Annotated in this window: 10 protein-coding genes, 1 tRNA gene, 1 rRNA gene and 2 pseudogenes; 4 read left to right on the top strand and 10 right to left on the bottom strand. The window is 60.1% G+C overall.

The window, feature by feature from the left end:
• On the top strand, positions 1 to 72 hold a 72-nt coding region (locus tag COA17_RS20205; RefSeq protein WP_217991017.1), incomplete at its 5' end, for an ATP-binding protein.
• A gap of 207 nt (positions 73 to 279) precedes the next feature.
• Here the strand turns inward: COA17_RS20205 and COA17_RS17955 are convergent.
• Positions 280 to 690 (bottom strand): annotated as a pseudogene (locus COA17_RS17955) (DUF932 domain-containing protein); the annotation flags it as partial.
• Between the two features lie 230 nt (positions 691 to 920).
• On the opposite strand from COA17_RS17955, the gene COA17_RS17950 reads away from it, so the two are divergent.
• Positions 921 to 1,796, top strand: coding sequence for a hypothetical protein (locus COA17_RS17950; RefSeq protein ID WP_096614218.1), 876 nt, complete (start codon positions 921 to 923; stop codon positions 1,794 to 1,796).
• A gap of 4 nt (positions 1,797 to 1,800) precedes the next feature.
• On the opposite strand, the gene COA17_RS17945 is transcribed toward COA17_RS17950, so the two are convergent.
• The 6 genes from COA17_RS17945 to COA17_RS17920 all read right to left on the bottom strand — a co-directional run bounded on the left by COA17_RS17945 (position 1,801) and on the right by COA17_RS17920 (position 9,057).
• On the bottom strand, positions 1,801 to 5,319 hold the full coding sequence (locus COA17_RS17945) for a DEAD/DEAH box helicase (RefSeq protein WP_096614216.1): 3,519 nt from the start codon (positions 5,317 to 5,319) through the stop codon (positions 1,801 to 1,803).
• Positions 5,303 to 6,082, bottom strand: coding sequence for a Hachiman antiphage defense system protein HamA (locus tag COA17_RS17940; RefSeq protein ID WP_096614214.1), 780 nt, complete (start codon positions 6,080 to 6,082; stop codon positions 5,303 to 5,305). The genes COA17_RS17945 and COA17_RS17940 overlap by 17 nt, the downstream gene beginning before the upstream one ends.
• Before the next feature lie 140 nt (positions 6,083 to 6,222).
• Complete coding sequence (locus tag COA17_RS17935) at positions 6,223 to 7,491, bottom strand: three-Cys-motif partner protein TcmP (RefSeq protein WP_096614212.1); 1,269 nt, start codon at positions 7,489 to 7,491, stop codon at positions 6,223 to 6,225.
• Between the two features lie 19 nt (positions 7,492 to 7,510).
• Complete coding sequence (locus tag COA17_RS17930) at positions 7,511 to 8,293, bottom strand: DUF5131 family protein (RefSeq protein WP_096614210.1); 783 nt, start codon at positions 8,291 to 8,293, stop codon at positions 7,511 to 7,513.
• A gap of 33 nt (positions 8,294 to 8,326) precedes the next feature.
• A complete protein-coding gene (locus COA17_RS17925) occupies positions 8,327 to 8,758 on the bottom strand; it encodes a PIN domain-containing protein (protein ID WP_096614208.1) in 432 nt (143 codons plus the stop codon).
• A complete protein-coding gene (locus COA17_RS17920; protein ID WP_075635808.1) occupies positions 8,755 to 9,057 on the bottom strand; it encodes a hypothetical protein in 303 nt (100 codons plus the stop codon). The genes COA17_RS17925 and COA17_RS17920 overlap by 4 nt, the downstream gene beginning before the upstream one ends.
• Before the next feature lie 253 nt (positions 9,058 to 9,310).
• Here COA17_RS17920 and COA17_RS17915 point away from each other — a divergent pair, with 253 nt between their 5' ends.
• Complete coding sequence (locus COA17_RS17915; protein WP_217991025.1) at positions 9,311 to 9,538, top strand: hypothetical protein; 228 nt, start codon at positions 9,311 to 9,313, stop codon at positions 9,536 to 9,538.
• Between the two features lie 19 nt (positions 9,539 to 9,557).
• Positions 9,558 to 10,592 (top strand): annotated as a pseudogene (locus COA17_RS19985) (recombinase family protein); the annotation flags it as partial.
• A 54-nt stretch (positions 10,593 to 10,646) separates the two neighbouring features.
• On the opposite strand, the gene COA17_RS19980 reads toward COA17_RS19985, so the two are convergent.
• The 3 genes from COA17_RS19980 to rrf all read right to left on the bottom strand — a co-directional run.
• A complete protein-coding gene (locus tag COA17_RS19980) occupies positions 10,647 to 11,165 on the bottom strand; it encodes a hypothetical protein (RefSeq protein WP_245857937.1) in 519 nt (172 codons plus the stop codon).
• Between the two features lie 7 nt (positions 11,166 to 11,172).
• Positions 11,173 to 11,249: transfer RNA gene (locus COA17_RS17905), tRNA-Met, on the bottom strand.
• Positions 11,250 to 11,332: 83 nt separating this feature from the next.
• Positions 11,333 to 11,417 (bottom strand): 5S ribosomal RNA (gene rrf, locus COA17_RS17900); the annotation flags it as partial.

Below are 11,417 nucleotides of genomic sequence, written 5' to 3'. Positions count from 1 at the left end.
GACCGCATTACCCACCACTGCGACATCGTCGAGACCGGCAACGACAGCTGGCGATTCAAGCACCGCAGCTGACGCGCGGGACCACCGGCAGAAGATGCTTCGCGCTGGTTGCGCCTCCGGTCGGGCTACGCCCGCCCTACGCCGCAACCAGCGCGAACGGCACGCCCGCCATACCCGTCACACCGCTCGACAAACGGGGTCCCTTTTGGACGCCGATAGGGGGTCCTTTTTGGACGCCGATTGACAATCAGCCGCCGCGATGACGGTGACGCCGGGACCGATCTGTTCAGCCCGGTTCGAGGTGAGGCCATATTGCAGATTGATCCCGACAAGCGCGGAGGGAAGATTACGCAGATAAGCGGCGGGCGCACCGACCCGGGCGGCGAGCTGACCGAAGCTCCAATGCGTCGGGGCGACGGGCGCCTCGGCACCCGGCAAGATCAGCGACAGCCGCTCGGGATCGGTGCGGTTTGCCTCGACATGGATCAGCGCGGTTTCCACCACACGGGTGCGGCTGCGTTCGGCTCGGCCGCGCACCGCGCCGGCCAGTTCGCCGAGGGACAGGAACCGCTCGTCGTGCGGGCGGGAAAACCATTCGGACGAAACACGGCCGACACGTTCGCCGCGCGAAACGTCCACCTTATAGCCGCCGCTGACATCACGGCGGGCTTCCAGCACCTGCATGTTCATGGGATCAATCTCCATGACGGGCGCCGGAGACCTCTTCCCCAGCCCTCAACCCGTCACGGAAATCCCCTCAGCACTCTCACTCTCAGGGGGCGTTGCGGGGTCTCCCCGCAGAAGGGGTCGGCCGAGACGTGAGGCTCGGTCGCAGGGGAAGGCTTTCCCTACAATTTCAAGTTTGCACATAAGCGAACGCAAGCTTGATGATATGATCATCGAAATTTCCGGAGGAATTAATGGAAGTGTACTGCAAAGGAACGGCCCGCATTCGGCACAAAATGACGGGCGAAATCTACGATATCGAAAACGACGAGCTGGACTGGGATGCTGTCGGCGGCGAAGAGCGACAGATGGGCCCTGAAATCCACTATGAGGCGATGATTGAACATCCAGAACTTGGCAATTTGACTTGGGTAGTTTGGGAATATCCGATTGGCATCGAAAACTATCGTGAGACAAACGCCGGCCATCATGAGGTTATCGATAATTTCAACTATGGACTCAACCAGATTGAACCAGAGCCGGACGAGTGGATCGACTATACGGCGCCCGACAATCCATTCACTATTTTCATGGATTCCTATCATCATACTGGCGATCTTCTGGCGGATCATGGAAACGACAATGGAGGCCATCTTCTCAATCGGATGATCTTTTCACATCAGGTTACGGCGCTGGAAGCCTATCTTGGCGACACTCTGATGAAGGAAGTCATGGGAGATACGAACGCGATGCAGCGTTTGATCGATCAGGACGGCGATCTGGCGAAGGAGAAATTCACGCTAGCCGAAATCTCGAAGGAGCCGGGGCTGGTCAAACGCAAGGTCCAAGAGCATTTGCGCTCGATCCTGTATCACAATCTTGCGAAGGTCGATGTGCTCTACAACATCGCCCTTGGAGTCGGCATCCTGGCACTCGCCAGCGACAAGAAGAGCCTCTTCAAGGCGGTGCTGCTGCGCCATGACTGTGTCCACCGGAACGGCTTCGACAAGGACGGAAACGAACTCAAGGTCTTCACCAAGGCCTTCGTTCAGAACAACGCCGATCTGATCAAGGCGTTCGTCGAGGACATCCAGAAGGCGGTGCGGGCGCAATCAGCAGGCAGATTATAGTTCATCATGTGCCGGATAGGTCGGCTGGCCCCAAGTAGGTGATGTCGAGCCGGCTGACGTCCTGAGCTACTTGGGCACGCAAAAGCCCGACTCTGCCAGGATTGAGTGCTGCCTGCACGGTGCCAAGCGGCGTGCCGTCGGCCGAAAGCACGCAAGGCTGACCAGCCCAATGATGAATTTGGACCAACGTGCCCGCCGGCGGCGGCGCGCCGAGCCATGCCACGCTTGCCCAGTATCGGCGATCGGTCCAGGTCCGGTTTTCGCGCGGCGTGAAACTCTGCACGAAGTCCACCCACATAACCTTGGTCTCTGCTGTCGGCCAATCCGGTTGTGCGCTCCATGCGGCGACTGCCTCCGAGTTAAGCCACAGCCGAAACTGTTGGCCGGTTTGGAAAGTGGCGCCGGTGTCGGTGACGGCTTTGATAGCGGCAAGCCTTGAATTGAAGCCGGCCTGGATAAGGATCGAGGCTGAACGATTCAGTGTACCGGTTTCGACAGCAGGAACAGCGAGACCAAGCTCATGATCTTCGAGGCGAAGATCAAACACGCCGACCGTATCGCCGTTTGCGGCTGCACGGACGCGGATTGCCTCCATGGCCCAGGGAAGGCGATAGACTAAGCCTCCCTCAATGAACTGCAACGTCTCCGATTCTTGCCCGGCGGCGATACCCGCAAGAGGCTGACCAAGAAGCCAAGCGCGCAGGATGTCCCGCCAGTTTGCTGGCATCGGATCAGGCGTGAATGGGTAAAAGGTAAAGACACGGCCAGCCAGAGCCGTGATAGCGGCGATCGCCGCCTCCGTATCCCCTTCGGAAATGGCTCCATTGGCCTGGATGAGGAGGAGATTGACTTCCGCAGCGATCGCGTCGAGGGCATGCCCAGTCGTCAATCCAACCCCGGCCAGGAAATAGCCGCGGCGACGCTGCGCCGTTGATTGGCTCCAGATAAGTCGGCTTCGCGAGACAAGACCTGCCCTGAGTACCTGCTGAACATTCTCGTTCTGGCGCAAAAGTCGACGATGCCAGAGCGACGATTGGAGAATGGCGTCCAATGCGGCCTCAATGCCTTCGTCAGGGACGTCGTTTTCGCCAATTAGACTGAGGATAGCCGTATCGAGCGTTGCAAGATGCCGCTCCCAGTCGGCAAACGCACGTTCCCGATCCTCTGGCTCTTCGTTCGCAACCTCTGGAAAGGTCCAGGCAGCGGCATTGTTGGCAACATATTCAACGAGCTGGTTGAGATCGCCGCCGACGCGGGCGCGCATGCGCGCCAGGAGCGCTGCGACGAGCCGCACCAAGCCGCTCTCCATCTCGCGAGCACCGAGATCGGTAATGAGAGCCTCCCAGTTGCGCCGTTTCTTCGCAATATCGTCAAACATGGGGAAGAGAACGACGCCTTCGACATCGACATAGGCACGGCCAGCTCGTCCGATGACATTCTTGAACTCGGAGATTTCGATCTTCTCACCATTGCGGTGAAGCGAGTGCATGATCACAGCCGTAGCGGACAAGTTGAGGCCTTGTGCCAAGGTCGGGGACGAGATCGTCACCTTGAGCACATTGTCACGCAGCAAGCGCTCCACCTCCTTACGGTAGGCGGTCGGCAGAGCGCCGTGGTGGAGCGCGACACCCAGCCGAAGGCATTTAAGAATAGCACTGTTCGGTCCCAGCCATTCTTCTCCCAGCGCGATCGCGGTGTTCAGGACCGCGGGCTCGGCTTCGAGCAGCGATCGCAACGCGCCACGCTCATGAAGGTCGACGATGACGTCCGCAAAGGGTTCGACGCTTCGCCGCTCGGGGCAGAAGATCAGGACGGTCTGCCCGTCCTCGATCAGCCGCCAGGCCGTTGCCAAACAGAGTTCGCGTTGATTGTCAGGGAACAGGCGGGTTCGTCGCCGCTTTGGCGGAATCCAGTTCGGCGGCGCGGCACCGGTGAGGAAGCGCTGCACCCAAGGGCGCTCGTCGCCGACGCGAAGGTTCAACCGGGCCGTCGGCGACGCCCATACCACTTCGCCGAATCGGAGTCGGGTGGGACGCCAGTCATTCTTGATGAGGCCACCGGGGTGATCGCGACGCAGCCATGCCGCGAAATCTTCGAGCTGATCTCCATCGGGTAAGATCGCCGAGAGGCACACGATGCGCCGTTCGTGTGCGTCCGGCCGACGAAGAAGCCGCTGGATCTGTACCTCGTAGCGGACCTCGCGTTCATTGAGGCCAATCATGTGCCCTTCGTCGAAGACCAGAAGACCTACGTCATCGAGAAGAGACGGATCGTTACGAAGCGCAAAGTCGAGCTTCTCAGGCGTCGCCACGACGATATCCCGTTCGCGGATCGCATCCTCGTCGAAACCGCTGACCCCAATGCTGCCGTACAGCGCCGAGATTGTTTTGCCGAGCGGGCCGAACGTTCTCTGCAGGGTCGTTTCCGTCTGGGCCGAGAGCGCGCGTAGCGGCGTGACAAAGACAACCCGTTTGCCACCGGCCAGGCAGCGCAGAATACATAGCTCCGCGATGCGCGTCTTGCCGGCGCTCGTTGGCAGGGAAACCACTAGATCATCGGATTGGTCGACAGCCCGTGCTGCCGCCTCGATTTGGGATGGCCACAGATCGACCTCAGCCTTGGGGCGCCGCTGGAGAAGTGCGATGAATAACTCGCGAAGCCGAGGCCAATCGGCTGCTTGGTCGCCGATTGGCTGAAGCGGCACCCTTTCGTGGAAAGTGCTCGACCAGAGGTCTGATAGGAGGTGGATCGCGATGCGATGCGCCCACCACTGCGGCAGCATGTTCAATTCGCTGCAGATGGAGAGGTTCACCTGAAGCCGCTCTAACGCCTGATCGAGCAACGGTCGCTCACCCCGATCCAGAGCTAGAAGGAACAGGGACATAGCCGCGAAGAAGGCGTCGGTCAGCGCCGTGTCGAGACCATCAAAGAGGAAGTCACCGCCGCCATCGACAGGATTGGCGGAACCCTCGATCTGATCGAGATGGCCCTGAATGGTCGCAGCGATCCGGGCATCGCTCCCTTCGCCCGCAGCGCGGTAATCTAGCACGCCGGCGCGAAGGGCTGCGAAGTTCCGCCTCATCAACTGTGCGAGCACGCGTTCGATCGGCGAAAAATTCTCGTCGGCTTCAACGATCGCAAGTAAGGAGTAGGCCCGTGCGGAGAGGTGCGCCAGATGGTAGCTTGCTGCTGCTATCACGAAATGGAAGTCCCGATCGACCTCCTGGCGGTTGCCCTTAGCGATGACAGCCTCGAGCGCGGTTGCGGCCTGTTCAAAGGCGATGCGTGCCTGAACAGCGTCACCGCCGAGCTCGCGGAGACGCAGGCCCAGTCCGAGAAGCGCGTAGCCGTAGGAATGCAGATCGTAGCTGAGCTGGGGCGCAAAGGCCGGCGCATCGGGCGGAAGCGCGCCGTCGCGCCAGATGATTGCGCGTGCTTGGCCGCGGGCTATGAGACGTCCCCGAAATCCAGCCGTCGCCGCTTCCGTGATATCGGCAATGATCGCTTCAGGCGTTGTTGGCATTGGCAATCACTTGGTCATAAACCGCGCCGATGAAGGCGGCGTGGCCCTCCACGCGCAGGCCAACGCCCCACTGGTTCACGGGGCCTGGATAGGCCTGGAGGGACGCAGTCAGCAGGGCGTCCGGCGCGTTTCCGGAAAATGTGAATAGGAGATGCCGGACGCTTTGAAGTGGGATGCCGTGTTTCAGCAATGCATCATCGATTGCATCGGCGAGCGGAAGATTGTTCAGTTCGAGGAGACGAGCCGAGATGAACGACAGGGCGTGGGCGGACGGCAGTCCTCCGTCCTTATCGAGACCGGCACGGGCTTCAGTAAGCACCTGGGCCGTGAGCGCGACGCGGCTCTTCGCTTCGGTCTTCAGGAAATTCAGGCGCTGGGTCTGAGCGTCCTGAAAAATGCCGATCACATCGTCGCCGCGCATCGCCATGTTGCGGTGGTCCTTCCACCGGAGGCGTTTGATCGGAGCGCGATAGCCGCCACTGTGGCTATCGATCCATTCCGTTGCGTAGATTTCGCCGAGATCGCCGGAGCGGATCGCTTTGGTGGTTGGAAGCTTGCCCTGGATCAGGGCGGCGGCGGCTGACTTGCCGAGGCGGGAGAGCGCACGCGCGACCTGTTCCTCCGACGCGTAGTGCGAGGGGACAATTGCCGCCGTGGCCTGAATTCCGGCCGGAAGCTGCGCGACCTGGCCAGTCATCACCCGGCGGAGATGATTCCCGACGGGTTCATCGGCAGAAAGGCACCAATCGTTGAACTGCGCCATTCCCCTTCCCTCCTTTTAGTAACCGAAGGAGTCGCGGGCGCGACAGGACGGCAAGCCGCTGTCAGTGATGTGGCGAACCTCCCGTTCGAAAGTTTTGGCGCGCGCAAGCCAGCATTCGACCGGGAGCACAGGAGGCGCTATCATTTCTTGCCTCCCTTCCGGCCGACGCCACCGTCGAAGAAGATCGGGAAAAAGCTACGTTGGTTTTTCACCTTGATGATGTCGTCGGCCGCGATCGTGTTCGCTTTGCGGCGCTCTCCACCAGCCGGCGTGATGACCTCCAGATCCGGATTCTCGATGATCGCGGCATGCACATCGTCGGCATGGGCAGGCGTGATATTGTAAATGCTCTCATAGAATTCCGTCACCGACATCGCATCTCCAGCATCGGTCACGAGACGAGGAATATCGCCCATGAGCTGTTCCTTGGCCAAAGCACGACCATCCTGATCGAACAGATAGAGCCTGCCCTCATCGTCACGAGGGTCATAGGAAAGCATATTGAGCCCTGAACGACCGAAATGTGCCTGATAGGTCGCATTATCGTGGAGGATGTTGTTATAGACCTGTCGCGCACGACAGACATTGGCAAAATGAATGAACCAATAGCGCCAGCCATCAGGGTTGTTGATCGAGAACGGACTGACATAAGGTGCGCATCGCTGAAACACCTCGAAGACCATCTTCTCCGCCGTGCCAAGCCAGTCGTTTTTGCTCATGACATCGTTATGCGACGTGATGTCCGCGCCCTTGATGCCGAGATAGTCAAGACGTCTGGTGAGTTGATCCGGCTGATCTTTCTTTAAGAAAGCCAGAAGAGAACTTATCATGAAGGTGTAGAAGATTTCGGCGGACGCATAAGATCGCATGATATCGATAATCGTTTCACGATTAACGTGGCTGTCGCCGCACTGGTCAAGATTGAAAATGACGTTCTTGTAGCGCCCCTGTTCCAGAAAGCCCTTGAACTTGGGATAGGCGGCCTCAAAGAGTTCGTTGAGATATTCCACGCGCAGGTGCAGCTTGGGACAGATCGCCGCGATCTCGTTTTGCATCGGCGCGACATGAGTTTTCAGAAGTTCGACAGCGTCCCGGCTGGCATCGTTGAAAATCAGAAGGCACTCCACCTCAATCAAACCGAGCCCCTGCACCGCACGTTGCGTGTTCACAGACTCTACGGCACGCTTGAGTTCCTCTATGAAAATCAGCGGCGAACCCGGCGAACCGCATTGGTAGCGACCGCCCCCAGCGAAGCCATCAACGATAGAAAGACGAAACCGTTCACGCTGAGGTAATTTACAGCGAACGGTCAGGTAATCGAAAATATATTCGCGAAGAATTTTATGTTTGCGCTTGGAGTGTTCATCCAGTTTTGCGCCATCGACCCATTCATACTGCTTAGCAGTCATACTCCCCCCTCAGCCCCGATTATACAGATGATTGAGGTGCAGCAGGCATCTCATCCCATGTCCGGCCGCGATACTCGCGTCCGTTAGCTTTCTTTGACCTCTTCTTATTGTCTTTGCCCCAAGTGCCCCATTGCTTGAAAAAGAAAGCAGTGTTTGCCAACTGGCACTGGACATAGACTTCATCGATCCATTCCTCACGGATTGGTCGCGCCGATTTGCCGCTTTCCCCGCCCACAATGGCCCAATGGATGCCCTGAAGATCAACAGCACCGACAGAACCAATCAGCGGCTCGAAGGAAATGAAGCGGATCGCGGCTGGCGCGGCGCGCAAATGACCGATCCTATCGACGACATTCGCGTCCTCGATACTGGTTCCGAGCCAGACATTGGGCAGCACCTCGCCGATCTTTCCGGCAACCAGCTCTGCCATGCGTTGGGGCCGTTTGGTCAGGATTTGATAATTGTGACGCGGCGTCTCGCGCATCACCTGCCAGACATCAAGGATAAAGGCATCGCTGACCTCCTCGTGAAACAGATCGCTCATCGAGTTCACGAAAATCTTGCGTGGCTTTCGCCAGCCGTGAGGGATGGCGAGCGAACCGCGATCCTCGCGCACCACGCCGTTCCACACCGTGCGCCGCCCGGTCTTCCGGGTCAGACCGGCATATTTCTCCATACCCATCGCCTCAAGGCGCTTGGCCATCTCCATCGCATAGCAATGGGTGCAACCCGCTGTGACGATTGAGCACCCGGCCACCGGATTCCAGGTCGCATCGGTCCACTCGATCTGAGTTTCAGCCATGACGATCTCCCGAGCGGTCTACCAGCATAGGCATCATGTTGCCTCCCGCATGGGATTGATGAACTTGATGCCGGCGAAGTCCTTCTCATTGTCGGTCACGACCACGCAGTCATTGGCGCCGGCGACGGCGGCGACGATCATGTCGAGACCACTGCGCGGGCGGCCAGCGGCCTTGCCGTCGGCCATCAACCGCGCCCAGATCAGCCCGGCCTTGTCGTCGAAGGGCAGCACACGGCCAGCGAACAGCGCCTGCGGCCCTTCTGCTCCGGTGAACCAGGCATCGAGTGCGTCGCGCTTCTTGCCGCGTGGCTTTTCGAGGATGCCGCGCCGGATTTCCGCGACCGTCAGCGAGGCGATGAACAGATCCTCATCGCGCTGCTCCGCCCACCAGGCCAGCAGCGTTTCAGAAGGCTGCGGCTTGACGACGTTGCTGATGATGTTGGTGTCGAGAAGATAGCGGGTCACAGGTCCACCGGGCGACCTTCCTCGCGCGGACGCGACAGATCGAGATCGGCGCCGATCAGCGGCGAACGGCGGAGCGCTGAGAGAATGCCGCCGGGCTTGGGCGGCTCACCGGCCACGACCGTCTTCACCGCGGCGCGCACCTGCTCCGCTTCCGGCCCCTCTTCAGCCAGACGTTTGGCGAGCGAGCGGATCAGATCCCGGTCGCTCTCCAGCGCCATGATCTCGAAACGGGTGAAGCCGCGCTGCGTCAGACGCGCGCGGTAGTTCCTCGTTGCTCTTGTCTGTGCGGCGTTGCCCATCGCGACCCTCCGTGATATAACCGGACATATAGACCTATTTTCGTCATCAAGCAAGGCGAAGGATGCGCGGGAGCCAGTTCGATGCAGAACGGACCTCTACGACCGACCAATAACCCCGCAATGGGGCGGTCTTTTCCCTCTGCCAGAGCGCGAGACAACGCGCCGGACTATCCGCGCGCCACTCTAACAACGCCCCTTTCCGCCAAATATTCGCCCGTGATTTCGATTGCTTATACTGTCGATCAAGGAAATCGTGAAGACGATCACCTTGCAATCGGCTTCGAACGGCGCAACGATGGACCACGGCAACCGCCCAAAGCACAGGAGCACGCTCCGGCTCGTCGAGCCGGAACTGACGCTCGTGCGGCGCGGCGACGGCCCCGATCCGCGCATGGTCGAGCTGGTACGCCTGCTCGCTCGCCGTGCGGCGCGGCAGGTCTACGAGGAACAGATGAAGGAACGCCGCCCGCCGCGCTCCTGACATTCGTGAGGAGAGCATCGTGAAGGTCGCGATCTACGCCCGCTATTCATCCGACAATCAGCGCGACGCCTCGATCGCCGACCAGCTCCGCATCTGCCGCCTCCATGCCGAGAAGCAGGGCTGGCAGATCGTCGAGGAATATACCGACCATGCGATCTCTGGCGCGTCCCTCCTGCGCCCCGGCATCCAGGCGCTGATCTCCGACGCGACGCGCGGGCGCTTCGGGCTCGTGCTGGCGGAGGCGATGGATCGCCTGTCGCGCGATCAGGAAGACATTGCCGGCCTGTTCAAGCGCATGGCCTATGCCGACGTGAAGATCGTCACCCTGTCGGAGGGCGAGGTCACGCATCTGCATGTCGGCCTCAAGGGCACGATGAATGCCCTGTTCCTCAAGGATCTCGCCGACAAGACACGTCGCGGTCAACGCGGGCGGGTCGAGTTGGGCAAATCCGGCGGCGGCAACGCCTACGGCTATGATGTGGTCAAGAAGTTCGATGGCAATGGCGAGCCCGTGCGCGGCGATCGCACCGTCAACGAGGTGCAGGCCGAGGTGATCCGCCGCATCTTCCGTGACTATGCCGCCGGCAAGTCAGCCAAGCGGATCGCCTTCGAGCTGAATAAGGACGGCATCGCCGCGCCGGGCGGCGGTGACTGGGGTTTCAGCACGATCAATGGCAATCCGAAACGCGGGAACGGCATCCTCAACAACGAGATGTATGTCGGCAAGCTGATCTGGAACCGCCAACGCTTCCTCAAAGACCCGGACACCGGCAAACGCCAGGCGCGGATGAACCCGGAATCGGAATGGATCACGCAGGACGTTCCCGAACTGCGCATCCTCGATGACGACCTCTGGCAATCCGTGAAAGAGCGCCAGCGGGCGGTCAAACGGAACCACAGCGACGACGGCGAGACCGAGAACCACTTCCGGGAACGCCGACGCCCCAAATACCTCTTCTCGGGCCTGACCAAATGCGGTTGCTGCGGTGGCGGCTATTCGATGATCTCAGCCGATCTGGTCGGTTGCTCAACGGCCCGCAACAAGGGCACCTGCGACAACCGCAAGAACATCCGCCGCGATCAGCTCGAAGCGCGGGTGCTGAACGCGCTACGCCACCACCTGATGGACCCGGCGCTGTTCAAGGAGTTCTGTGACGAGTTCACGCGCGAGATGAATCGGCTGCGCATGGAACGCCGTGCCTCTATCGATGCGGCCGAGGCCGAGATCAAAAGGATCGACCGAGAGCTGGATAAGCTCATGAAGCTCATCATGGCGTCGGGCAGCGATGACGCGCCCACCCGCATGATGAAGCAGATGAAGGACCTGGAAAGCCGCCAGAAGGAGCTGAAGGCGTTCCTGCAAGAGGCCGAGGAACCGCCTCCCCTCCTGCACCCGAACATGGCGCATCACTATCACATCCAGGTCGATGAACTGTATGCGGCGCTCCAGGAGGATTCGGAAGCCAAGCGGATGGTGGCGGCTGATGTGCTGCGCTCGCTGGTGCGCGAGATCATCCTGACACCGGAGAATGGCGAGCTTCAGATCGACGTGCGCGGCGATCTGGCGGGGATTCTTGCGGTATCGCTCAAAAGCAAAAGGCCCGCCGGAGGGGCGGGCCGATCGCAAGTTGAGATGGTTGCGGGGACAGGATTTGAACCTGTGACCTTCAGGTTATGAGCCTGACGAGCTACCGGGCTGCTCCACCCCGCGACGGGAGTTTTGAGGCTCCTGGTGATGTGATTGAGATTGTGAAGGGTTCTTTTGCGTGCTGGGGGTGTGACGCGGGCTTCAATGCCTGGCGGCGACCTACTCTTCCACTGCTTAGGCAGTAGTACCATTGGCGCGGACGGGTTTCACGGCCGAGTTCGGGATGGGATC

Source organism: Sphingomonas ginsenosidimutans, assembly GCF_002374835.1.
Taxonomy (GTDB): Bacteria; Pseudomonadota; Alphaproteobacteria; order Sphingomonadales; family Sphingomonadaceae; genus Sphingomonas; species Sphingomonas ginsenosidimutans.
The sequence above is the reverse complement of the archived record's forward strand: the minus strand, read 5'-3'. Positions and strand labels throughout refer to the sequence as shown.

Bases quoted from the DNA above. Each gene is read 5' to 3' on its own strand.
- COA17_RS17950 (WP_096614218.1), top strand. From the start codon at position 921: ATGGAAGTGTACTGCAAAGGAACGGCCCGCATTCGGCACAAAATGACG.
- COA17_RS17945 (WP_096614216.1), bottom strand. From the start codon at position 5,319: ATGCCAACAACGCCTGAAGCGATCATTGCCGATATCACGGAAGCGGCG.
- COA17_RS17940 (WP_096614214.1), bottom strand. From the start codon at position 6,082: ATGGCGCAGTTCAACGATTGGTGCCTTTCTGCCGATGAACCCGTCGGG.
- COA17_RS17935 (WP_096614212.1), bottom strand. From the start codon at position 7,491: ATGACTGCTAAGCAGTATGAATGGGTCGATGGCGCAAAACTGGATGAA.
- COA17_RS17930 (WP_096614210.1), bottom strand. From the start codon at position 8,293: ATGGCTGAAACTCAGATCGAGTGGACCGATGCGACCTGGAATCCGGTG.
- COA17_RS17920 (WP_075635808.1), bottom strand. From the start codon at position 9,057: ATGGGCAACGCCGCACAGACAAGAGCAACGAGGAACTACCGCGCGCGT.